Source organism: Xanthomonas sp. NCPPB 2864, assembly GCF_056675615.1.
Genome location: NZ_JBWWVS010000009.1, coordinates 137,733 through 160,900, shown reverse-complemented (window position 1 = coordinate 160,900; position 23,168 = coordinate 137,733). Strand labels below are relative to the sequence as shown.

Annotated in this window: 21 protein-coding genes; 9 read left to right on the top strand and 12 right to left on the bottom strand. The window is 63.8% G+C overall.

Annotated elements, in window-relative coordinates:
* A partial coding sequence (locus AC1KVE_RS17655; protein WP_481092789.1) for an autotransporter outer membrane beta-barrel domain-containing protein occupies positions 1–1,965 on the top strand: 1,965 nt, incomplete at its 5' end.
* A 113-nt stretch (positions 1,966–2,078) separates the two neighbouring features.
* Here AC1KVE_RS17655 and AC1KVE_RS17650 read toward each other — a convergent pair.
* A complete protein-coding gene (locus tag AC1KVE_RS17650; protein ID WP_481092790.1) occupies positions 2,079–4,868 on the bottom strand; it encodes a S8 family peptidase in 2,790 nt (929 codons plus the stop codon).
* A gap of 1,024 nt (positions 4,869–5,892) precedes the next feature.
* Between AC1KVE_RS17650 and AC1KVE_RS17645 the strand changes: the two genes are divergently transcribed.
* Complete coding sequence (locus tag AC1KVE_RS17645) at positions 5,893–6,168, top strand: hypothetical protein (protein ID WP_024940668.1); 276 nt, start codon at positions 5,893–5,895, stop codon at positions 6,166–6,168.
* Between the two features lie 88 nt (positions 6,169–6,256).
* Here AC1KVE_RS17645 and AC1KVE_RS17640 read toward each other — a convergent pair whose 3' ends face one another.
* The gene (locus tag AC1KVE_RS17640; protein WP_481092791.1) at positions 6,257–6,895 is read right to left on the bottom strand and encodes a carboxymuconolactone decarboxylase family protein; all 639 of its coding nucleotides are present in this window, start codon (positions 6,893–6,895) and stop codon (positions 6,257–6,259) included.
* Between the two features lie 699 nt (positions 6,896–7,594).
* On the opposite strand from AC1KVE_RS17640, the gene AC1KVE_RS17635 reads away from it, so the two are divergent.
* The 3 genes from AC1KVE_RS17635 (at position 7,595) to AC1KVE_RS17625 (ending at position 10,433) form a co-directional block, all read left to right on the top strand.
* Positions 7,595–8,011 (top strand): hypothetical protein, encoded by a 417-nt coding sequence (locus AC1KVE_RS17635; RefSeq protein WP_054592712.1) that lies wholly within the window; start codon positions 7,595–7,597, stop codon positions 8,009–8,011.
* Positions 8,008–9,333, top strand: coding sequence for a PQQ-dependent sugar dehydrogenase (locus tag AC1KVE_RS17630; RefSeq protein WP_481092792.1), 1,326 nt, complete (start codon positions 8,008–8,010; stop codon positions 9,331–9,333). The genes AC1KVE_RS17635 and AC1KVE_RS17630 overlap by 4 nt, the downstream gene beginning before the upstream one ends.
* Before the next feature lie 413 nt (positions 9,334–9,746).
* Positions 9,747–10,433 carry a thermonuclease family protein gene (locus AC1KVE_RS17625; RefSeq protein WP_481092793.1) on the top strand — a complete coding sequence of 229 codons (687 nt, stop codon included), beginning with the start codon at positions 9,747–9,749 and terminating at the stop codon, positions 10,431–10,433.
* Positions 10,434–10,729: 296 nt separating this feature from the next.
* On the opposite strand, the gene AC1KVE_RS17620 is transcribed toward AC1KVE_RS17625, so the two are convergent.
* Complete coding sequence (locus AC1KVE_RS17620) at positions 10,730–11,122, bottom strand: response regulator (RefSeq protein ID WP_372358761.1); 393 nt, start codon at positions 11,120–11,122, stop codon at positions 10,730–10,732.
* 50 nt (positions 11,123–11,172) lie between these two features.
* On the opposite strand from AC1KVE_RS17620, the gene AC1KVE_RS17615 reads away from it, so the two are divergent.
* Positions 11,173–12,453 (top strand): two-component system sensor histidine kinase NtrB, encoded by a 1,281-nt coding sequence (locus AC1KVE_RS17615; protein ID WP_481092794.1) that lies wholly within the window; start codon positions 11,173–11,175, stop codon positions 12,451–12,453.
* Between the two features lie 21 nt (positions 12,454–12,474).
* On the opposite strand, the gene AC1KVE_RS17610 is transcribed toward AC1KVE_RS17615, so the two are convergent.
* The 5 genes from AC1KVE_RS17610 to AC1KVE_RS17590 form a co-directional block, all read right to left on the bottom strand.
* The gene (locus AC1KVE_RS17610) at positions 12,475–12,693 is read right to left on the bottom strand and encodes a hypothetical protein (RefSeq protein WP_226427841.1); all 219 of its coding nucleotides are present in this window, start codon (positions 12,691–12,693) and stop codon (positions 12,475–12,477) included.
* A 345-nt stretch (positions 12,694–13,038) separates the two neighbouring features.
* Positions 13,039–13,725: a glycosyltransferase family 2 protein gene (locus AC1KVE_RS17605; RefSeq protein ID WP_481092821.1), complete on the bottom strand. Its 687-nt coding sequence runs from the start codon at positions 13,723–13,725 to the stop codon at positions 13,039–13,041.
* On the bottom strand, positions 13,722–14,318 hold the full coding sequence (locus AC1KVE_RS17600; protein ID WP_435015096.1) for a class I SAM-dependent DNA methyltransferase: 597 nt from the start codon (positions 14,316–14,318) through the stop codon (positions 13,722–13,724). The genes AC1KVE_RS17605 and AC1KVE_RS17600 overlap by 4 nt, the downstream gene beginning before the upstream one ends.
* Positions 14,315–15,076, bottom strand: a complete 762-nt coding sequence (locus AC1KVE_RS17595) for a PIG-L deacetylase family protein (protein WP_481092795.1) — start codon at positions 15,074–15,076, stop codon at positions 14,315–14,317. Before AC1KVE_RS17595 ends, AC1KVE_RS17600 begins: the two co-directional genes overlap by 4 nt.
* The gene (locus AC1KVE_RS17590; RefSeq protein WP_205408479.1) at positions 15,064–16,059 is read right to left on the bottom strand and encodes an acyl-CoA dehydrogenase family protein; all 996 of its coding nucleotides are present in this window, start codon (positions 16,057–16,059) and stop codon (positions 15,064–15,066) included. The genes AC1KVE_RS17595 and AC1KVE_RS17590 overlap by 13 nt, the downstream gene beginning before the upstream one ends.
* 84 nt (positions 16,060–16,143) lie before the next feature.
* Here AC1KVE_RS17590 and AC1KVE_RS17585 point away from each other — a divergent pair, with 84 nt between their 5' ends.
* Positions 16,144–16,479 carry a hypothetical protein gene (locus AC1KVE_RS17585; protein WP_481093081.1) on the top strand — a complete coding sequence of 112 codons (336 nt, stop codon included), beginning with the start codon at positions 16,144–16,146 and terminating at the stop codon, positions 16,477–16,479.
* A 34-nt stretch (positions 16,480–16,513) separates the two neighbouring features.
* On the top strand, positions 16,514–17,542 hold the full coding sequence (locus AC1KVE_RS17580) for a Gfo/Idh/MocA family protein (RefSeq protein WP_481092796.1): 1,029 nt from the start codon (positions 16,514–16,516) through the stop codon (positions 17,540–17,542).
* Positions 17,543–17,877: 335 nt separating this feature from the next.
* On the opposite strand, the gene AC1KVE_RS17575 is transcribed toward AC1KVE_RS17580, so the two are convergent.
* On the bottom strand, positions 17,878–18,153 hold the full coding sequence (locus tag AC1KVE_RS17575) for a hypothetical protein (RefSeq protein WP_024939953.1): 276 nt from the start codon (positions 18,151–18,153) through the stop codon (positions 17,878–17,880).
* Between the two features lie 243 nt (positions 18,154–18,396).
* Complete coding sequence (locus tag AC1KVE_RS17570; RefSeq protein WP_481092797.1) at positions 18,397–20,655, bottom strand: methyl-accepting chemotaxis protein; 2,259 nt, start codon at positions 20,653–20,655, stop codon at positions 18,397–18,399.
* 612 nt (positions 20,656–21,267) lie between these two features.
* Between AC1KVE_RS17570 and AC1KVE_RS17565 the strand changes: the two genes are divergently transcribed.
* Entirely contained in the window at positions 21,268–21,573 is a 306-nt protein-coding gene (locus AC1KVE_RS17565; RefSeq protein WP_167709893.1) for a hypothetical protein, read from the top strand.
* A gap of 182 nt (positions 21,574–21,755) precedes the next feature.
* On the opposite strand, the gene AC1KVE_RS17560 is transcribed toward AC1KVE_RS17565, so the two are convergent.
* Both AC1KVE_RS17560 and AC1KVE_RS17555 read right to left on the bottom strand, forming a co-directional pair.
* The gene (locus AC1KVE_RS17560; RefSeq protein WP_481093080.1) at positions 21,756–22,205 is read right to left on the bottom strand and encodes a GNAT family N-acetyltransferase; all 450 of its coding nucleotides are present in this window, start codon (positions 22,203–22,205) and stop codon (positions 21,756–21,758) included.
* Positions 22,206–22,292: 87 nt separating this feature from the next.
* Entirely contained in the window at positions 22,293–23,162 is an 870-nt protein-coding gene (locus AC1KVE_RS17555) for an NmrA family NAD(P)-binding protein (RefSeq protein WP_481092798.1), read from the bottom strand.
* Between the last annotated feature and the right edge of the window lie 6 nt (positions 23,163–23,168).

Sequence of the window (23,168 nt, the reverse complement as noted above, 5' to 3'; positions counted from 1 at the left end):
GCGGGGGCGTTGACGCTGGTTGCGCCCAATACCTACAGCGGTGGCACCACCATTGCCAGCGGCAGCCTGATCGGTACCACCACCAGCCTGCAGGGCAATATCGTCAACAATGCGACACTGGTGTTCGACCAGGCAGGCGATGGCACGTTTGCCGGCAACATCACCGGCAGCGGTACCTTGATCAAGAACGGCGCGGGCGCGTTGACGCTGGATGGTGTCAACGCCTATCTCGGTGGCACCACGATCAATGCGGGCACATTGATTGGCGATACCGACAGCTTGCAAGGCAATATCGCCAATGCCGGCGCACTGGTGTTCCAGCAGACCGCCAATGGCACCTACGCAGGGATCCTGTCGGGTACCGGCAGTTTGCTCAAGGATGGTGGGGGCACCTTGCTGGTCACCGCCAACAGCAGTGGCTTCACCGGGCCGACCACGATTGCCGCAGGAACCTTGAGTGTGGGTAATGCTGCCAATCCAGGCGCCGCATTGGGCGGGCCGGTCACGGTGGGCCCGGGCGGCACGCTTACCGGCAGCGGCAGCATCGGCGGCCTGACCTCCGGTGGTACCGTGGCGATTGGTGGCACGGCTGGCACGATCAGCGTCGGCGGCAATGCCGCGCTTGGAAATGGCTCGACCCTGCAGGTCACGCCGGGCGCAGGCGGCACGGTGACACCAATCAGCGTGGGCGGGGCGGCCACGCTGGCACCGGGCAGCACCCTGCAACTGGTGCGTGCGACCGATCTGCCGTTGTTCACCGAGATCCCGGTCATCAGCGCCGCTGGCGGGCTGACCGGGCAATTCACCAACGTCGTTTCCGACTACGCCTTCGTCACGCCGAATGTCAGCGCCAGTGCCACGGCGCTGTCGGTGTCGTTTGGCCGCAACACCGTGGCCATGGTCGATGCGGTCACCGCGCCCAACCAGCAGGCCGCCGCAGCTGCGGTGGATGGCTTGCCGACCACCAGCCCGGTCTACCAAGCGGTAGTGCGTCTGCCCGACGACCCGCAAGCGATCAGCACGGCGTTTGCCTCGCTGTCGGGCGAAAGCCATGCCAGCACGGCGACCGCTTTGCTGGATAGCCGCTTCCTGCTGAGCGGCGTCGGCAATCATCTGCGTGGCGACAGTCAGGATGCGCGGGTGGGCGATACCACGGTCTGGATCACCGGCCGTAGCCTGCCCAATCGTGTCGATGGAGATGCCAACACCGCTTCGGTGCGGCGCGAGGACAACGGCATCATGGCCGGTGCAGAACGGCGCATTGGCGAGCGCAGCGTGGTCGGTGTCGCGGTCGGTAATCAGGATATCGAAACCCGCTCGCGCGAATCCTTGGATCGTTCCGATATCGATGGCACCCATGCGGGCATCTACGCCCAGGCCGATTGGTCCGCGTTCGCTGTGCAGGCTGCGGTCGACTATGCGGACTACAGCGTGGACAGCAGCCGTCGGGTGATGTTGCCCGGCGTGCTCGAAGAGCGGCTGACCAGCAATTACGATGCAAAGGCCGTCACCGTGTCGCTGGAAGCGGCCTGGAACCTGCGCACCGGCAATGCGGTGTACAGCCCGTTTGTTGCGGCGGACTACACGCACCTGGAGACCGACGGCTTCAACGAGCGCGGCGGCATAGCCGGGCTGTCGGTGGACAGTGCCAAGGACGAGTACACCACCAGCACGGTGGGCGTACGCGGGCGTTGGCAGTTGGGTGCGGCGGCCGGGGTGTACGCCTCGGTGGGTTGGCGGCATGCGTTCGGCGACCGCGCCGTGGAGCGGTCGGCCGGCTTTGTCGGCAGCGGTTCGCAGTTCTCGGTGCAGAGCGTCACGCTGGCCAAGAACGCGGTGGTCGGCGAACTGGGCGTCAGCCTGATCACCTCGCCCAACAGCCGCATGGCGTTGTCGTTGCAGGGACTCAACGGTGATGGCCAGACCGCATACGGCGGCCAGGTCACCTGGGGCTGGAGCTTCTGATTCACCGCAGACCAAAAAGCCCCGGCATTGCCGGGGCTTTTTTTTGCCTGATGCACAGTGCTGCATGGCATCGGTGGTTACAGTGACCAAGTGCGGTCGGGTGCCGGTCGCGATCAGAACTGCCAGCGCAAGCCGACATTGGCATTGATGCTGTTGGCATCGGAACGACCGCGCTCGGCGCCCACGTTGCCATAGATGGAGAAGGCATCGTTGAGCTGGTAACGCACGCCCACCGAGGCACGCGCCGACTGCTTGGACACCGGCTCGCCGGCCACGTTGAAGCGCGCTTCCGGCAGACCAGTGAACCAGGCGGTGAAGTCCGAGTTCGGATTGCCGAGCAGCGAACGGTAGGCGATCAAGCCATCGAAGCCCCACTTGCCGCGCACCAGATGACCGCGCACACCCACCTCGCCATAGCCGGCACGCAACGTGTCGCTGTTGGCGCTCAACCCCAGCCCGGTGGCCGAGGCTTCGCTGAAGGCATCCTGGGTCTGGCTGACCACGCCTGCGGCAATGAACGGCGACAGCCCTGCCTGCGGCATCAGGCCGACTTCGGCACGCAGCGACCAGTTGGTGTCGTGGCGGCGATCCTGCAGGCGCTCGCCGATGCTGCCGGCCTGCACCGTGCGTTCGGTGTCCACATTGCTCATGCCGTAGGAACCGATCCCGGACACATACGCCTGACCGATCGGCTGATACAGATACGCGGTCATCGCGTAACGGTCCGAGCGCAGGCGGCTGGCCGATGCGTCGATGTGCGCACGGTCCTGCCCCGAACTCAGCGCCGCACCCACGATGGTGCCGGCGCTGCCCATCGGCAGATCCACGCCGACGGTGGTGGCCTGCTGGGTGTAATCGGCCGAGTCGAAACCCTTGCCGCCCAGTTCGCCGTCCAGATAGCTGCCCTGCATCCAGGTGGTCAGCGTGGTGGTGTCGGCCAGGTAGGGCAGGCGATCGGCCGCCACGCGTGCATCGTTGAGTGCCGACTGGAAGCCCAGCGTGCGCTCGATGCCGTGTACCTGGCCGGCCAGGGTCGGCAGCGATGCGGCAACCTGCGCATCGTTGGCGGCCAGCAGCGCGCCGGTAGCGCTGATCAGGCCACCCAGGTTATCCGTATCGCCGGAGGCCACACGCGTATCCAGCACCTTGACCAGCGTATCGGCCTGCGTGGCACCGTTGATCACCGACTGCGGCGCACCGGCCGCCTGCGCGCTGGCAGCGGAGGCATTGCGGGTCAACGTGGCGGTGACGGTGGTGGGGTCGTAGGCGAGCGAAGCAGTCCAGAAGAAGTTGTTGGCGTACTGCACCCGATCGAAGCTGCCCTGCAACGTGCCGGCCTTGACGATCTTCTCGCTGCTGCCGACGTTGTAGCCAGCCGCTTCCGGCAGCAACAGCAGGTTGCCCTTCAGGCTGGCCTGGCCGGTGACGGTCAAGCCCTTGCCCAATTCGATGGCGGTGGTGCCGGTGTTGTTGGCCAGGCTGTAGCCGCCGTTGATGACACCGCCGCGCGATTCGAACGTGGCCGAGTTGAGCACAATGACATCCGAACGCAGGCTGCCGGACAGTGCGAGCACGCCGTCGCTGACGCTGGTGCCGCCGGTGTAGGTGTTGTTGCCGCTGAGCGTGAGCCTGCCGGCGCCGTTCTTGGTCAGGCTGCCGGCGCCGGAGATGTCATTGCTGAAGGTACTGTCGTAGCCGGAGGTCACATTCGCCGCCCAGTTGCTGGCGAACTGGCCCGGGCCCTTGATCGCCTTGGCCGCATTGACCAGGCCGAAGCCGTACAGCGCATCCACGCCGGGGTCGCCCAGGTCAGTGGCGGTGGTCAGCAGGGTCTGCTGCAGGTTGGAAGCGCTCATCCACGGATACACGCCCAGCACCTGCGCCGCGATGCCGCTTACAGCGGCCGTGGAGAACGAGGTGCCGGCGATCTGGCCCTGCAGCTCGGTGCCGGCCAGCGCGGGTGCGAAGTAGCTGCCCGGCGCCACCAGGCACCACTGTGCGGCGGCGCCGCAATGGTTGGAATAGCTGGTCAGGCCGGCGGCATTGCCGGCGCTGTCGATGTTGACCGCGCCCACGGCCAGCCAGTTGTTGCGCAGGCCGGCTTCCTGCACCGGCGTCGCCGCCGGGTAGGAGGCTTCTGCCGCGCCTTCGTTGCCGGTGGCGGCTACGATCAGCGCATCGGCTTGAACCAGCGGGGTCAGCGCATACTTCCAGGCCAGTGCGGCATTGGCACTGCTGGCTGCATCTGCGTACGAGGCGCCGATCGACAGATTGGCGATGCGCACGCCGGCTGCCGCCAGGTCCACCGCCGCGCGGCGGGTCTGCTGGGTACCGCAGGAGTTTTCGGCGCAGATGCGCGCATAGAACAGGTCCGCATCCGGCGCGACACCGCCGGCGAAGCCGTCCTGGGCGGTGCCCAGCACCAATGCCGAGACGACGGTGCCGTGGCCGCGCAACGCGTTCGATGCGGATTCCGGGGTGCCGGGGGTGTCGGTGTAATCGTTGGAGGTATCGACCTTGCCGCTGATCGGCGCGTAGCTGCCATAGAGGTTGTCGTCCAGCACCGCCAGCTTGACGCCCTGACCCTTGGCGCCGGCCTGTTGTGCCAGATCCGCATTGGTCGGCACCAGCAGGTTGCTGGCCAGGCCCTGGTAGCGGGCGGGGGCAGGTGCCGGCGTCGGCGCGGTGTTCGGCAGCGGGTCGGCCGCGGTGGTGTCCGGCGTCGTTGGAGTCGTTGGAGTCGTGGGCGTGGGCGTGGTGGGCGCTGGGGGAGTGGACGGCGTCGGGGCGACCACCGTGGTCTGCGGTGGGTCACTGCGGACATTGCCGCCACCGCCACCGCCGCCACAGGCAGTCAGGACAAGGCAGGAGGCGATCGTGGTTGCGAGTAGCGAGCGATTCATGGGTTGGTCGATTCCGGTAATTAGCGCGCCGCAACTGCAAAATTTCTAAAATTTGGCGCAGACGATTCCAGCACCGGGAAAAGCCGGTGTGGCGTTGGATTTCACGCGTTATTCACTTTATCCGCCGCGAATCTGTCCCCTCAGATAAGCGCTCCGGATAACACGGTGATGCGCCGATGCATCGAACCATGTGCTTGCGAGATTGTTTAACGGCGCTACCGGTAAACTCTAAAACATGAACGGACAGTTGCTATTCAGAGAAAAACATCCCGCATAGGGTTTTACGATTTAGTCCATAGCCAAAACAGATTAAAAAGCGCCTTATCAGGCTCGACTGCAAGGAAATGTCATAGCGAACGCGACAATAAGTCGTCACGAATCTCCGGGGGCGGTAATCCTAAATGCGATGACCATCGCAGGTAATCAGGAAATGCGTCGAAGATGTCGGTAAATTGCCCACACGGTGTAGCGGATTCGACTGTAAGTTAGCAGCTCTAACGGACTCTTCTGTATCAGGCCTGATCGGATGAGTTTTATCGCAGTGACATCGAAGTTATATTAAATTTTTTGCTGCAGAACGAATATATCCACCGCATTTATATCGACCAAAAGCGAGCGAACCCTGCCATTATGCTCAATTCCCCGCTTTTCCTGCATGAAATGCGCAAAGGGACATGCTCGAAGAAACGCTGGATATTCAGTGTGCCGAATGAAACGTCGAGACAGGCACGTCCTCGCTTCAGGCCATCAAGCTGAATGCTGGGAGAATATTCAAGCCGATCTTTTTGGGGGAAGAACCAACATTCGGCGTGCCCCTACAGCCGATTACTCTGATTCTGTTCTTATCGACGCCGCTGCGTGCGCCACACAAGGTGCGACATCGGTGTCATCGCGGCATGGCCGAGCCTGTTCAGGCCGCAGCGGTTCTGTCGGGAGTGCGCCGCTGGCGCTGCGCTAGCGTCTGCATAAATTGTTCAAGTTGCCGCGCCGCCAAATTTGGGCATCACAGCTATGCTCGAGCCCGATGAGTACCCACTGCACCGAAAGAATGTCCACGGAAGGCACCGACCAGGGCCTGCCGTACCGCGTGGTCGCTCGACAGCTCGGGCATCGGCGCATCGTGTTGGAGACCTTGCAGGTCTGTGGGCATCCCGTACCGCTGCCGGCCGCGCCCACCTTCGGCTCGCTGCAGACCGCGCTGGAGATCGGCACCAGGCTGGCCGAGCAATACATCGGCCAGTTGATCGTCAAGCAGGCCGGTGGGCGGCCGGGGCTGGCGGCTGGCCCGGCGCCGCTTTAGCGGGGCCCGATCGGTTTCGACGTGCTGCCGTGGGAAGCCGCATTCGCGCCGGCAGCACGCGCTGCGGTTGTCGAACCCCGCCGCAGGCTCATTGGGCCCTGGCTTTGGCCAGTGCCGCCTTGGCGCGTGTGCCGGCGGCCGCACCGACGCGCTTGTCCAGCACCTTGGCCAGTTCGTGCAGCTGCGCCTCGGTCACGCCGATGTTCAAGCCGATCTTCAAATGCGACTGCAGTTGCGCCTCCACGCCTTCCAGGGCGGCGAGCACGCTGATCGTGGCCAGTTCACGGCTCACCCAATCCAGGTTGTCGCGGGCAAAGATGTTGCCGAACAGATGCGTCTTGAGGTACTGATCGATTGCCGGCGCAAACGCAAACAACGGCCCGGTCACCGGCGCACCGGCCAGACGGGTCTGGTTGGCGGTGCCCAGCGCCAGCAGCGCATCGCCGCTCGGTACCGGGCCGGGCTCGTGTCCCGGCGCATCGGCGATGCCGCGCTGCTTGCGTGCATCGACGACCTGCATCAGCGCGGCCAGTGCATTGAGGCTGCGCGGAAACCCGGCATATGCATACAGTTGGACCAGTACCTCCTTGCAGTCGCTGATGCTCAAGCCAGCATCGAGGCCCGCCTCCAATGCGGTGTTCAAGCGGTCGATATCGCCGGTGGCCGCAAACGCGGCAATCGGCGCAATGGCCTGCTGGCTGGGCGACAAGGTGGCGTGTGTCGTCATGGACGTGATCTCCGAAGGATGTGCTGCCGCGGGGGAGGGGGCAACAGAGAGCAGGGCAACTGCGCCCAACAACAGCGCAGCCATGGGGAGCGCGGCGCAGCGCGCTCGCGCATGGCATCGCATCTCTCCACCGATCTAGGGGCAAGGCAACGCGAATCCAAGCATCCACTGCCGGACCGTGCGATGCAGATGGCGCCCCAGCTGCGCGCACACCATGTCGAATCGAACGCACCACGCTTGCGTTTTTCATCGCCGTCTCCTTGCCATACGTACCGACAAGCAGCATGAGGCAGATGCAACGCCGCTCCATCCATCCAGCTTGCATGGTCCTATGAATGGCGCTCATCACTGCAAACGCGCATTGGAATTCAAGCCATCCTGGATGCGTACTGCTGTGCGATCGAAAACGCAGTTGGTGCCGGAGAAGTTCTTCCGCGCCAGCCGATTGCTAAGGTTTTCATCTGTCTGTTCCTCCGGTGGATGGAGCCCAGCGTAGAGAGCGTCCTGGAGCACGCACATCTTTCTATGAAATAGGGTCATGGCAGCGGTCCAGCGGTCGCTCGGCAGGATGAGTGGTTTGGGGTCCCGATGCTTGTCCGTGCAGCCCATCGCGCAGAGAAGACCCAGCATCACCGCGCTCATCACGTGGCAGCTGGCAGCATCGGGGCACGTTTCACCAACGCGCCCAATGAGTCCGCCATGAATTCAACTGCCATGCCCGCCCGATCCTGGGCCATCCATCCGTTCCATGCAGCCGTGCTCGGCGGTGTGTGGCCGCTGTTTCTCGGTGCCTTGCTGAGCGACTACGCTTACTGGAGCAGTCATCAGATCCAGTGGGCCAACTTTGCTGCGTGGCTGCTGATCGGCGCGATGGTATTGACCACCATCGCCTTGCTGTGCGCGATCGTCGGCTTCGTTCGCGGAAGCCGCAACCTGATCTATGTAATTGCGCTCGGTGCCGCATGGATTGTCGGCTTCTTCGACGCCCTGCATCATGCACGCGATGCCTGGGCCATCATGCCGGCGGCACTGGTGTTTTCTGCGATTGCGACCGCATTCGCGCTCGTTGCAACCTGGGCGGGGCTATCCAGCCTGCGCGTGGGAGGTGCCCGATGAAGCGTCATATCGTTACCGTCCTGTCGGTTTCCATTCTCGCCGCTGTACTCGCTTCCTGCGGCAAGGCGCCCGAGCTCAAACAACACGGCGCCAGTCCCGAGCTGCCTGCGCCGGATCGCGGCCTGCTGCCCGACATGACCATCGCCGAGCCGGCAGCCTGGGGCGAGCGCAAGCCCACCGTGCCCGCGGGTTACCGCATCACTGCAATCGCCACCGGTCTGGGCATCCCACGCCAGACGCTGGTATTGCCCAATGGCGACATCCTGGTCGCCGAAGGCCGCGGCGGCAATGCACCCAACCTCAAGCCCAAGGACGTGATTGCAGGTGCGATCAAGGCCAAGGGCAACACCTCGGTCAAGAGCGGCAACCGGCTGACGCTGCTGCGCGACGCCGATGGCGACGGCACCTACGAACTGAAGACCGTATTTGCCGACAAGCTCAATGCGCCGTATGGCCTGGCGCTGATCGGCAACGCGCTGTACGTGGCAAATCAGGACGCGCTGGTGCGTTTTGATTATCAGCAAGGGCAGACCAAGGCCAGCGCTGCGCCCAGCAAGGTCACCGACTTGCCGTCGGCCATCAACCATCACTGGACCAAGGCCCTGACCGCCAGTGCCGATGGACGCTATCTGTATGTTGCGATCGGCTCCAACAGCAACATCACCGAGCGCGGCATGATTGCCGAAGTCGACCGCGCCCAGGTCTGGCAGGTGGATCCGGCAACCGGCGCCCACAAGAGCTATGCCACCGGGCTGCGCAATCCCACGGCACTGGCGATCCAGCCCGGCAGTGGCGCACTGTGGGCGGTAGTCAACGAGCGCGACGAGATCGGCCCGAATCTGGTGCCCGACTACCTCACCTCGGTACGTGAAGGCGGCTTCTATGGCTGGCCCTACAGCTACTGGGGCAAGAACGTGGACACGCGGGTCATGCCGCAGGATCCGCAGAAGGTCGCCTCGGCCATCGTGCCCGACTACGCGCTGGGCTCGCATGTCGCCGCACTCGGTGTCGCGTTTTCGGCGGCCACGATGGGAACGCAGTTTGCCGACGGTGTGTTCGTCGGTGAGCACGGCAGCTGGAATCGCGACCCGCCAGTGGGCTACAAGGTGGTGTTCGTGCCGTTCCGCGATGGCCGCCCGGCGGGCGACCCGATCGACTTCGTCTCCGGTTTCCATGGCGACGATGGCCTGACCCGCGGCCGCCCGGTCGGTGTCACGCTCGATCCACGTGGTGCATTGATCGTCGCGGACGACCTGGCCAATACGATCTGGCGAGTGACGCCGGATGCGGCGCCTGTCGCGCCGCAAGCGGCTGCACAGTAAGCCTGCCTGTCTACCCGGTTCTGCAAAGGACCGGGCAGTATTTGATGTGTTACCTGCGCCGGGGTGCGGGGCAGGGCTACCTGTAGGCCTTATCGGGAACAACCCAACTTTTCAGAGGCGCCGGTCTTCAAGGCACGAGCCTCTGTTGGCCGTCTATCAGCATCGCGATTGATCGGCCTCGAATGCAACTGTTAGGGATGTGCGTCGATGAATACCGAGCGCAGCATCGTCTTGGCGGACCAGCACAAGGGATAGGCATCGCCGTCCCGTTGACATACAGTGCCGGCCCCGCGTCGACCTGGACGACGCAGGCATCAGTGCGATGGACCTCTGGTGAGCCAATCGGCTAGACGCAATCACCAAGGCAAGAACAGACGGACCACGCTCTGCCGATCACCCGAGGCTTGTTGTTGATGTTGTTCAGATGTTCGGTAGTTGTTGTCGTGGCGCTCTTCGCTTCACCTCTTATCGCAGCGGAGTTGGTCGGCCGGGCAACCGTGACCGATGGCGACACCATCACTGTCGCGCAGAAACGTATCCGCCTGTGGGGCATCGATGCACCGGAAAGCGCGCAGCAATGCACCAGCAACGCTGGCAGCGCATGGCCTTGCGGCCGACGTTCGGCTGCCGCACTGGATGGCTACCTGCTCGACAAGACGGTTCGCTGCCAACCCAAGGACACCGATCGCTATGGACGGATCGTGGCCGAATGCTATGTGCAGGGGCAGTCGGTCAACCGCTGGATGGTGCAATCCGGTTGGGCGGTGGCCTACCGCGAGTACGCCACCGCGTTCGTTGCCGACGAGCGCAACGCGCAGCAACAACGGCGCAGCCTCTGGGCCGGCAGCTTTCAGATGCCTGCTGATTACCGACGCGGCAAGCGCACGCAATCGGCACAGCGGGCTCAGGCCGCAGTGCAGACGCAAACGCCTGCGCACTGCGCCATCAAGGGCAATATTTCCAGCAAGGGCAGCAAGATCTTCCATATGCCCGGGCAACGCGATTACACGCGGACCAGCATCTCACCTGCCAAGGGCGAGCGTTTTTTCTGCACAAGCCAGGAAGCAATCAATGCAGGCTGGCGGCGCGCGGCGCGCTGATGGCTGGCAAGGTGTGCGATTTAGCGTCGAGCAGCTGATCGCGACGCTTGTCGATCCTGCTGGGGTGTTTTGGTCAATCGACCCAGCGCGGCGCAATCACCACACCTGAGACATGCACATGCGCCGCAAGCTGTGAGCTGCGTGCTGACCGTCGCGCCAAGAGGGGCTGACAAAACATAGCCAACGTTCGTCGGTGCTATGGACGAGGGACTCTGAACCCCAAGCGTATGAGTGATGCCGATCCCGAGCACCGGCCGGGCCCGCCTGACGGCCGCGCAGTAGTTCTGTTGGCCGCTCTAATGCCCGACAAAAGCCTCAATATTCTGCACCAGGCTGCGGCGTGTGTAGGGCTTGCTTAAAAACGTCGTCCGGCTGGGTAAGCCATTGGGGGAATGCCCCAGACCCGATGTCAGGATCGCCGGCAGATTGTTGCCATCCGCGCGCAGATACGAAATCAGGCCGTATCCATCCAATAGCCCCGGCATCTGCAGATCGGTAAAAACCAGTGCAATCGCCGGGTGCTTATCGATATGCTCCAGCGCGCCCTGCGCATCGGTTGCGGTGACGACCGCATAACCGCTCTCGGTCAGCAGCAGCGTGGCCAACTCGAGCGTGTCAGCATCGTCCTCGACGACAAGAATCAGTTTTTCGTTTGTAGAGCCCATAAAGCAGGTTTTCTGAGGATGCATGCATCACACTACGTTTCCCACGCGAAAAACACGTGATCGATTTGAGAACCATGAACAGCACGCAGGACTTTCCCGACCATCGCTACCGACAGGTCGTCGAGCTGTCACTGGATTCCATCAAGGAAATTGCCTTGGACGGACGCGTCAGGTTCGTCAACGCGCATGGTCTGGCGCGTGTGGCGTTTGTCGATGCCGCCTCTGTGGTGGGTCTGCCCTGGGTGTCGTTATGGCCGAAGCGATTCAGGCCGCGCGTGCGGCGGGCGCTCGCTGCTGCCGAGCGCGGCGAGTCGCAGCAGTTCGAAACCGAAGGTACGAATGCAGACGGGCAGCTCCAGAGCTGGTTGGTGTCGACAAGCCCGCTGCGTAACGCGGATGGCCGGATCGAGGGCGTGCTGGCGGTCAATCGCGACATCACCGAACGCCGGCAGTCGCAACTGGCGCTACGCACGCTCAACCAGACGCTGCAGGCCCGCACCGAGTCTGCAATCCATCACGTTGAGCCTGCTGCAGCGGCGACGCACGACCAAGTACGTGCAGAGGCGCAGTCTCCAAGCATCGAGGTCGAGCTGGATATTGCACGTGCTGCGCAGCGCCTGGCAGAGCGCGTGGCCGAGCGAGCGCAGGAGGGTGACGCTGTGGGGCAACTGTTGGCCGGTGTCGTTCACGACCTGAACAACGTGCTGCAAACTGCAGGCGCTGCCATCGATGTGGTTCAGTCGCGCGGCGCCCTTGGCGAAGCGGATCAGAAGATTTTGCGCATGGCAGAGACCGCTCTGCAGCAGGGCTCAGTCATGGCGCAACGCCTGCTGGGCTTCGCGCGCAAGCATCCTTATGCTCCCGAACGCGTCGAGCTCAATGCGCTAGTCGCGCGCCTGCTGCCCCTGCTTCAACAGGCGGCAGGCGCTGCGGTATCGGTCGAGTGGGAGACCACGACTTGCGACAGTGCCGTATTGGCGGATCCACACACGCTGGAACGGGCCTTGTTGAACCTGGTGATCAATGCGCGCGATGTCTGCGCGGTGCTTGGCAGGGTCTGCATCACGGTGGCGACGCGGACGCTAGCAGATGTGGATGCTGCCGGTCGTCGCGCCGGCGATTATGTCACCCTCTCTGTCCAGGACAATGGCAGCGGCATTGCACCGGAGATCCGCGATCAGCTGTTCGACGCCTACTTCACCACCAAGCCGGCAGGCAAGGGCACCGGGCTGGGCTTGGCACAAGTGGATGGGGCGGTCAGGCAGGCCGACGGCTATATTGAAGTGCAGTCGATGCCAGGGCAGGGCGCCTGTTTCACGCTTGGCTTCCCGGCAGCGGAGCCGACTGGTTGCTGACATCAGCGGTGACGGCGGCGCCTAGATACTTTCGAGAATACCTAGCGGCGTCACGGTGCATCTGCCCATCCATTGTCTGGCGTAGTGGTGCGCGGCAAGTTGCGTGTCGAATCGCATCTCGCGCCTGTGCCCATACAAGGTGATCCCATCGTCGAACGACACCAGAATCTCCGGGAAGAAGACGCCGTCCAACGGAACCGTATGTGCAGTCAATCGATAACGACCAATCTGCCGGAACATCGTGGAGTCCATCATGACCTCGGTAGCGGTAATGGCCGGCGTGAAGCGATTGCATTAAGTCGAGGAGCAATTGCACCTTGATCGCTATGTTTTCGATTTGCAAGCAGCGCGGATAATGATCTGCAGGTAGCCTTGAATCGGAAGAGCACAATCGCGGTGGTTTATGCACAGCCCGCTTATGCAAATAAATGCGGGCTCCAATGTCGCGATTGCTTGTCGCGCCGAAACGATCGAGCAACGGCAGTGGCGGGGTTATCTGCGATGTTTCCACGGGGCGTTCGTCTCCAGCACCGGCCATCACTACGTGTGCTTGTTGCTGGACACATCTGACGATGTACCCGATGGCTAGACCTGACTCTCCAGTACCGGCTCGCCAGCGAGGACGGCAATCTCCAGTCGGGTCAGGTGGTCGCTGAATCCGCCGCTCGCGCGGGCGATGCGGCGAGCGCTGGTATTGACGACCGGCTTGACCAGGCGGGCAATCTGCATGCCTGCGCGCTCCAGCGCCGAAACCAGCGCCACGTCTTCGCTGCACTTGAGCGCAGAAAAACCACCGGCGGCCACGTACGCAGCCACACTCATGCCAAGATTGGCACCATGCACATGCGGATGCCCGTCGCGACGGATTTCCTTGGCCAGGAAGGCTTGCCGTGTTTCGGGACGGAAATCGTGCCAGTCGGTCACCTCCACCACGCCGCAGAACACATCCGCCGCGCAATCGAGCTGTGCCGAAAGCCAGTCCGGCGGCACGCAGGTGTCGGCGTCGGTAAACGCAAGCCAGCGTGCCCCGCGCGCAATCGCGGCCGATGCCGCCGCTGCACGGGCAATGCCGACACCACCTGCGGTAGCGACGGTTCTTGCGCCGTGCGCGCGTGCGATGGCGCCGGTGCCGTCACTGCAGCGATCGAGTGCGACATGGATTTCCACGCGCTCTCCAACCAGGTGAGGATGCGCGGCTGCAACCAGAATGGACTGCAGGCACTTGCCGATCAGATCCGCTTCGTTATGCGCCGGAATGGTGACCGCGATCATCGCAGCTGCTCCTGTTGCGCAATCGACGGCCCGGACATCCAGGCCTGCAACACGAAGTCCGCATCCTGGTAACAGCACAGCGTGTCCATCGCCAATGCCTGGTTCAGCGCGCTGTGGACCTGCTCGGCGCTGCGCAACGCGCCATCGAAGTCGTGCCGCCAGTGACATGCCACAAGGCAGCCGTTGGCGGTGAGCGAGCGGGCGAACAACGCCACGGTTTTTTCGAAAGCCGCGGCGTTCAGGTAATAACCCACCTCACTGAAGACGATCAGGTCGAACAGCCCCTCCGGCCAGTCCGACGGATGCGCCGCCTGCTGCAGCGTGACCGCAGGCAGCGCCTGCAGCCGCACGCTCGCCAGCTCGACCGCCTGCTGCGACAGATCCGTCGCCAGCAGCGTGTCACAGCGCTGCGCCAGCTGCGCGGTTAGCTCGCCATTGGAACAGCCAAATTCCCAGCTACGCGCGAACCTCGGATAGGGCAGGGCACCGAGCAGGATGTCGCGCTTGCGCTGCTCGTACCAGCGCGAGCGATAACCGAACGGGTCTGCATCGGCGTACATCTGCTCAAAATGCTCAACGCTCAGCGCGGTCATCGGACGAAGACCTCGAACGGCCGCGCAAAGCGCTCCAGCACCGGCGGCGGCAGAATCGGCTCTGCAACGGGTGGCGTGCAGTGGCCCAACTGGGTGGCAAAGCACGCAATGGCGCGCTGCTTGGCACTCAGCACTGCGGGCGATAGATCGAAGCGCACGGCAGCGCCATCGGCAAATACCCCATCTTCCGGACGCGACCAATGCCACGCCCATACCGGATATTGCAGACGCCGCGCCGACTGCGCCTTGCACGCGGCATGGGTCGCACGCGATGCGGCTTCATGATCCGGATGGCCATCGCGCTCCCAGGTCACCAGCACGGTGTCATGCGCAGTGATCAGATCGCCGAGGACATGCGCCATGCGCGCTTCGCATGCCGCCAGCGCGCCATCGCCCAGTGCGAGGTGGGTCGATGCGCCAGGCAATACACCCAACTGCTGCACGGCGGCATCCAGTTCAAGGCGCCGCGCCGGGCCCAGCACCTGCGGCTGCCAGCCGGGTTCGTCGGGGTAGGCCTGCTCCCCATCGGTCAGCGCGACGATCATTACCGGTACGCCTGCGGTACGCGCAGCGGCGATCAACCCGCCACATCCAAGCACCTCATCGTCCGGGTGCGGTGCCACCACCACCAGGCGCTGGCTACCTTGCATCAGTTGCGACAGCGTGACGCGTGGCAGCTCGCTCAGGTACGGCGCGGAGCGCCATGCTGTTTCCGGCGTGCCTGTGCCCTCGATGGGCTGCCCGGCTAGATCTTCCAAGGCAATGTCTCCTGTTGGCATAACTCGCCCAGCGCCTGCAGGTCGCGTTCTGCGTGATGCTGCCGAATAAACACCGACAGGTCGGCGCAACGCTGCGCATGTGCGCGGTTGCCGCACAGCGGGCCTGGCCCCAACGCACGCGCGACCCGATCCAGCGTGTCGCGCGCCACCGCTTCGACCACGCTGCGTACCTGCAGGACGCCACGCAGATGTGCCTGTTCCGGCTGCGCGTCGATGCGCGTTGCCAGCTGACGCAACAACGCAGCTGCAGATGCCAGGCCTGTATCGATGGCGCCCAGATGCGCGGCGGCATGCGGATCCTTACTCACACGCGCAGAGGCACGCAGCACATCGGCAACCGCAACGGTGGCGCCGAACCAGCACGCGGCGATGCCCGCACCGCCGTGCCAGAATCCAGGTCGGGTCAGGTACGCATCACCTGCGCCAATCTGCCGCGCTGGCGTATCGGAGAAGCGAACATTGGCCGTCTCGATGCCTTGCATGCCGACTGCCTGCCACGCACTGCTGTCGATCTGAATGCCGGGCTGATCCAGCGCCACGGCAAACAGGCAACTGGCGCCTGCATGGCGCGTCGTCACCAGCGCATGCGTCACTTGCGCCGCACCCGAACACCATGCCTTGGTGCCGTTAAGCACTTGTCCGGAAAAACGCATATCCGAGCCGGGCGGCTCGGCCGCCCACACCGCCCAACGCTGGGTCTGCGTGATGAGGTCCACCCCCAGATCGGCACAGATGGCTTGCGCGTCGTAATGCGCTTCCAGGAACTTGGCCGCGCACAGGTCGTCTGCCGCGATATCGGCAAGCGTCTGCCAGCGCTCCAGGGTGCGACCACGCCCGGGAAGCGGCAGCGTCGGATGTATGTGTAGCCACTTGTCCGCAATCGACTGCTTGAGTCCGTCGGTGCGGGCTGAGTCGGTGTGCGATGCAAAGGCAAGGGTGTGCGATGAAATACGTGCGCTCATCGGGCCACGCTAAGCAGCGCACGGTGCAAGGGGTGTGACGCGTGACAACGGTTCTCGAGGTGAGAAGCGAACAGAAGCGCAGGGATATCACTGCAACTTGCTGCGCAAATCGATACTCAGAAAACAACCGCGGCCCTGCCGCAGCCCGACGACGCGAGCGCACTCTCGGATCTGGATGGCGCTGCGCCCACCGCCGATTGGACGGTGCATGCCGGCGCGTCGATCCTGGTGCGGCCCGACGGCCGCATCGCCTTCTGCAGCCATGCCGATGCGCCGGAACGTCTGCACGCGGACTGCAGGCATGTCTTCGGCCCGGCGACAGAGGGCGCTGCAAGTTACGCCTGCCGTGATCGGCTTCTCCCACCGCACGATGACGCTGCGCAGGACGGTACAACGGGAACGCTGCTCCCGCTTTGCTAGGATGCGCGCACATGCTATCCAGGAGGCCAAGCGCATGACGCCCACAGTGTTTCCAGAGCCCGAGCTGTTCCTGCCGCAGCGCGGCGAGCCCGCGTTGCGGTGGGGAGTGCTGGGGCCTGGAGCGATCGCCTCGGCGTTCGTGAGCGCGCTGCGCCGCCATACCGGGCAACAACCATTTGCAGTGGCCTCGCGCACGCGTGCGCGTGCCGAGGCCTTTGCGAGCACCTGGGCGATGCAGCGCGCCTATGACAGCTACGAGGCGCTGGTCGAGGACCGCGATGTCGACATCGTCTATATCGCCACACCGCACAGCGAACATCTGCAGCAGGGCTTGCTGGCGCTGCGCGCGGGCAAGCATGTGTTGATCGAAAAGCCCATGACCACCTGCGCCGACGATGCGCGCGTGCTGGTGCAGGAGGCGCGGCAGCGCGGTCTGTTCCTGATGGAAGCCATGTGGAGCCGCTACCTGCCGCATACCTCGGTGCTGCGGAAACTGCTGGCCGATGGCGCGTTGGGCGAGCTTCGCCATGTGTTCGCCGATCTGAGCCAACGCGGCCCTGACGATGCGACGCACCGCCAGCGCAATCCTGCGCTCGGCGGCGGCGCGCTGCTGGACCTGGGTGTGTATGCGGTGCAGTTCTCTTCAATGATCCTGGGTGCACCGACCGCGATCACGACCACCGGCGCGCTGACCGACACCGGCGTGGATGCCTTCTCGACCATGGTGCTGTCGCATGGCGGCACCGCGCAATCCACGCTGATCAGTTCCATCTTGGCCCGCAGCAGTTCCACCGCCTATGTCACCGGCAGCCAGGGCCGCATCGACCTTGCCGGCGAATTCCACAATCCGACCACGCTGAGCCTGGTCGGCAACGACCACGCCAGCATGCCCGCAGTGTGGATGGATCCAACCGGGATCAGCGGCTACGCGGGCCTGTCGTGGCAAGCGACAGCCGCGGCGCGTTACATCGGGGAAGGGCGCAAGGAATCTCCACTCCATCCGCTGGATGAAGTGATCCAGATCATGACCACCCTGGATGCGGCGCGGGCACAGCTGGGATAGCGGGTAAGACGTCTGCAGCAGCCAAGGCGCGTTGGCAGAAGCGGCGTACGACCAGGCACCTGTTCACCGCCGCATCGCCAATGCAGCAGGTATTGCAGCTGATGCGAGCCCGCCTGTCTGCAAGCTGCGCAGGCGAGCGACGATCAACGCGTAGCGCGCAGCAATGCGGTTTTTCACTAACAGGAAGGGATCGACGCTCTTCAAGCGCCGCCCGACGCGCAGGGCCGGCCGCAGCAAAAACAAAGCCCCGCGTCTGCGGGGCCTTGTGGTGATCTATGTGCGCGATGCGCGATGGACGCGCTTCGGCACTGCCAGGCGCGTTTTGTTGGCCGCGCTTAGGGCAGATCGCATTTGATTTTCGCGTCCACATAATAGGGCTTTGGGACGTCCGGGTTCTTGCTGGTCCTCTCGAACACCACCTCGAACGAATCCAGATCCACGGTACCGTTGCGCGACTTGCATGCGTCCTGCAATTTCTGCTTTACCGCCGCGATACCCGCGTCGCGATTGGCGCCATCGGCGCTATTGGTCAGATTGGCGATCTCGGCAAATGCAGGCGAACTCAGACCCAGCAGGCAACCGACAGCCATAAGCGTGTGCAGCTTCTTCATACAGTCTCCTTTGCGATGTCTATGATCTTCCGGGGGCATGGACGACAACGGCGATCGATATTCAGCGCAACAGAGCGCCGCGTGCGGTCCAGCCCGGCGCAGCATAGGCCGGGCGGGTTAAGGCCTCGTGCACGTGCCGTACCTGCGGTAATGGAGCGCTTTGGCGCATGGGTCGGTTGCAGATGCGCTCAGCGCTCAAACGCAAACGGCCCGGACGAGCCGGGCCGTTTGCGATGCCGCAGATCAGAACTCCTGCCAGTCGCTTGCATCGTGCGAGGTGCCTGCAGCCACTGCGCGTTTCGCTGCAGGTGCCTGGCGTGGCAAGCTTTTGACGGCGGCGGGCCGGCCGGCAATCTCGCTGAGCTTGGCCGCAACCGGCGGTGCCGGCCGCGTGGTGCGCGTGCTGCCCTCGCTGATCTTGAACACCGATACCGCCTGCGTCAGCTGCACGGCCTGCTCTTCCATCGAGCGTGCGGCGGCGGTGGCTTCTTCCACCAGTGCGGCGTTCTGCTGCGTGGTTTCGTCCATCTGCGTCACGGTGGTATTGACCTGCTCGATACCGGCCGACTGTTCCTGCGACGCCGCGGAAATCTCGCCCATGATGTCGGTCACGCGCTGCACGCTGGCTACGATCTCGGCCATCGTGGCGCCTGCGGTATGCACCAAGGTCGAGCCTTCGGCGACCCGCTCGACCGAATCGTCGATCAGGCTCTTGATCTCCTTCGCCGCAGCGGTGGAGCGCTGGGCCAGGGTGCGGACTTCCGATGCCACCACCGCAAAGCCGCGGCCCTGTTCGCCGGCACGTGCCGCTTCCACCGCCGCATTCAAGGCCAGGATGTTGGTCTGGAACGAGATCCCGTCGATGACGGAGATGATGTCGGCAATCTTCTTGGACGAGGCCTCGATACCGGCCATGGTGCCCACCACCTTGCTCACGATCTCGCCGCCCTGCGATGCCACGCCTGCCGCACCGATCGCCAGTTGATTGGCCTGACGGGCGTGTTCGGCATTCTGGCGCACGGTGGAGGTCAGCTCTTCCATCGACGCGGCGGTTTCTTCCAGATTGGCGGCCTGCTGTTCGGTACGCTGCGACAGGTCCTGATTGCCTGCAGCGATTTCGCTGGCGGCAGAATTGATCGACACGGCCGAGTGCTGGATACGGCCGACAATCTCGGCCAACTGCGCGGCAGTGGCGTTGGCATCATCACGCATCTGCGCGAACACGCCCTTGAAGTCGCCGGTCATCCGCGCGGTGAGGTCGCCTGCGGCGATGGACTGCAGCAGCGACGACAGCGATTGCAGGTTGCCGTCGGCAGTGGCCATCAACTGGTTGAGGCTATCGACCATCACATGGAAGTCGTACTGGAAACGCTCGGCATCGCCGCGTGCGCTGAAGTCGCCGTTGGCTGCGGATTGCGCCAGCTGCTTGATCTCGCGGTTCATCGCAGACAGGTTGGCCTTTACCTCGTCCATGGTCTGCGTCAGCACCGCCTTCTCGCCGGGCAGGCGGTCCATGCTCTCGCTGAGGTCGCCGATGGCGTAGCGCCCCATGATGCGTGCCAGGTTGGTCTGCACCGCCAGATGCGACGCCACCAGCGTATTGGTGTCCTTGGCCATGCGGCCGTAGTCGCCAGGAAACGCCGCAGCATCGATGCGGAAACTGGTCTGGCCATCATCGTGTCGCCTGGCCATGTCGCTCTGCGCGTCGAGCAAGGATTGCAACTGCTTCTGCATGCCACGCATGGCACGCAACAGGCGGCCGGTTTCATCCTTGGCGTCGCTTTCCACGTCGTTGTCCAGCTGGCCGTTGGCAATCGCCTCTGCGGCGTTGGTGGCGCGTGCAAGGGGCTGGGTCAGGCTGCGGGTGATGAGCCAGGCGAGCAGGCTGCTGATCACCACCACGGCAACGCCACCGAAGATGATCAGCAGCTTGCCGCGATTCATCGACGCTACCGCATCGGCATAGGCTTGCTGGCTCTGGCCTTCCTGACGGGTCACCAGTTCGCGGATCTTGTCCTGCCACGCCATCGTCGCCGGGCGTGCCTTTTCGCTGAGCAAGGCTTGCGCAGGCGCGTTGTCGTTTTGAGCGGCAAGCGCCATGACCTGGTCGTTGATCTTGCCCGAGATGGCGCGTCGCGCGTCCATCTCGGCGCGAATCTTGCGACCTTCCTCGGAGCTGGGCAGCGTATCGAGCTTGGCCCGCAGGTCGTTGTAGCGCTGGCGCTGCGCCTTGATGGTGGCCAGCGCTTCGTTGTTGAGTTCGTCGCTGGTGGCCATGGCATAGGTGCCCAGCGCGATCAGGATCGATGAGTTGGCATCCAGCATGCCGTTGCCGATCTGGATCTTGGCCATGCGGTCAAGCACGATGAAATCGAATTGCTGTCGTGCTTTGGCCATGGTGACCAGGCCGGTTGCCACCAGCAGGCCCGACAACAGAATCAGGATGCCGAAGGCGACGCCGAGACGGCGCCCGACGTTATAGCGTTGCAAATAGGCGGTCATGCGGGTCGTCCTGATGTCCAGTGGGTGGCACCGGCGGCAGGTCGCGTGATGTTCGCGTGAATGCCTCGGCAACGTGATAACGACGCAAAAATCGGAAACTTGAACCAATCATCCCGGCTCGTATTTAGCGTGCGTTTTATTCACGCCGGTCAGGAAAAAACCGACTGGCAGCGCGACGACGTCAGCACGATACTGAAGACGCTGCTCGCATCCGCGCTGCTCTTGATGTCTGGTCTGTGCCGATTGACAGGCAGCCGCTGCATGAATGACCCATCTGATCATTCCGTCGTCGGCGGCGCGCGATGCAGCGTCCAGCGCAAGCGTTGCTGGCGCGATGCGCATCGATCTGCCGCTGCGTCGCCTGGCCGGCATCTTGTGTCTGCACGCAGTGTCGGCAAAGGCGAACTCGCAAGGACGTCGGCAACGTTGCCGGCACGTCGGAAGAAACGTGCCAGTGCGGTTGCAACGGTTGGCACCATCGTCGCTGGTGTCAGGCATGCGCGCTGGCCGGTGTCTCGATACGTTGGTCAGTCGGCGCTTCCGCTCCGGATGTCATGTGGTGCCATCACCGGCTCACTCCGCCACCACGTCCCAAGCGCGATCATGGTCGGCATGAACAGCAGTCAGATCACCGCGCGAACGATCACGGTCACCCCGGCAAGCACCGCATCAGCCGGCAGCGAGGTGGTAGTGCAGTTGTCGGCCAGCCCGGACCCGCGCTGGCAGGCGTGTTTCCATTTCGTCGTGCAAGGCCGCGATGGCTTCTTCCTGCAGGGCAGGCCGGTGTTCGACAACGCAAGCTTTCACGGGATCTTGCAGGCCGGGCAAGCCGAGGCCTTCCGCCAGGAGCTGCCGGATGTGTTGGTATCGGCCAGCTTGCTCGCGCGTGCCCAGGTGAACAAGGACGCAGCGCGATAAGCGTGCTGCTTCAGCAGTAGGAAGTGCTCAGAGAGTCGTGTTCGGTGGCGGGTACTTGGTGACCAGCCCGAAATAGCGGTGGTACGGCGAGGCTGCTTGTATGCACGACCGCCGGGCATCCATACGCCGTGAACAACATCGCTACTGCACAGCTCGAACGCTGCTGCACGTGGCACCTAGCACTACAGATCGAGCGCCATATCCCAGCGCTCCAGTCCGGGCGCATAGCCATCCACCGTCACTTGCTGCACCACAAAGCCGAAGCGGGCGTAGAACAGCCGGGTATGTTGACTGGTATCCAACAGGACACGCCGGACATCCGGCATCTGGCGCAATGCTTCAAGCCGGGCCAGGAGCAACTGCGTCCCCACGCCGCAACGGTGCAAACGCGGGTGGACCATGCCCCAGCACAAGCTCGCCGTGGTGCCATCGGCGCCGATCGCGTAGCCGGCGGCGCCAGCGACAGCATTGCCGCGCTCCAGTAGCTGGTAGTGCCACGCCGCGGCGTGATGGCTCAGGAAGCTGGCGAAGTCGGCACGTTCACCGGCGCTGAAGAACACCGGCACATTCGCATCGAAGAGCGCCATGCAGGCGTCGAAGTCCCGAGGTTGATACGGCCGAATCGTGTCCATCTGCATAGTCTGCCTCAGACGCGCAGATGCCATGCAGCGGCGTGACATCCTGCCCCGTGACCGCCACGCCTGCCACGCCACCTGCGCTCAGGCCCGGGCTGTCGCCTCGCGCACGAAGTCTGCATAGGTGCGCAGCGGACGCCCCAGCATGGCCTGCAGTTTTTCCACCGTGCCGTCGGCCGCCCGCATACCGTGGGTCTGGATGCCGGCCATCATCAGGCGCATGTCGTAGGCCAGCCAGGAGGGGCCGTAGGCGGCCATCTGCGCTTCGAAGGCATCCACGTCGTCGCCTGCGTAGGCGATCTCGCGCCCAAGCGCCGCACTCCAGACCTTCGCGGCGGAAGGGCCCGTCATTGCATGCGGGCCGACCAGTTCGAGCGTGACACGCTCAAGTGCGGCGGGTGCGCGGTCGCGGCGCAGCAACTCGGCAACCGCGATGTCTGCAATGTCGCGCGCATCGATCATGGCCACTCCTGTCGAGCCGATCGGCATCGGGTAGACGGCGTACTGTTGAATCGTCTGCTGGATCATCGCTTCGTTCTGCATGAAATACGCCGGGCGCAGAATCGTGGCAGCGATGTCGAGGCTTTCGATCATGCGCTCGACCGTGTGCTTGCCGGTGAAGTGCGGCACGTTGGTATACCTGTCGGCATGGATCACCGACAGGTAGACGATGCGCTCGATCCCTGCTTCCTTGGCAAGATTCAAGGCGATCAGCGCCTGCGTCACTTCGTCGGGAGTGACCGCATTCAACAGGAACAGTGTGCGCACCGACGACAACGCGGCGCGCATCGACGCGACGTCGGTGAGGTCTGCAACCACTTCGGTGACACCGGTCGGGAAAGCGCGCTTGCCGGGTTGGCGAACCAGTGCCTTGACCTCGGCGCCTGCGTCGGCCAGGCCCTGGGTGATCAGAGAACCGATGGTGCCAGTGGCACCGGAAACGAGAATGCTCATGTGAAT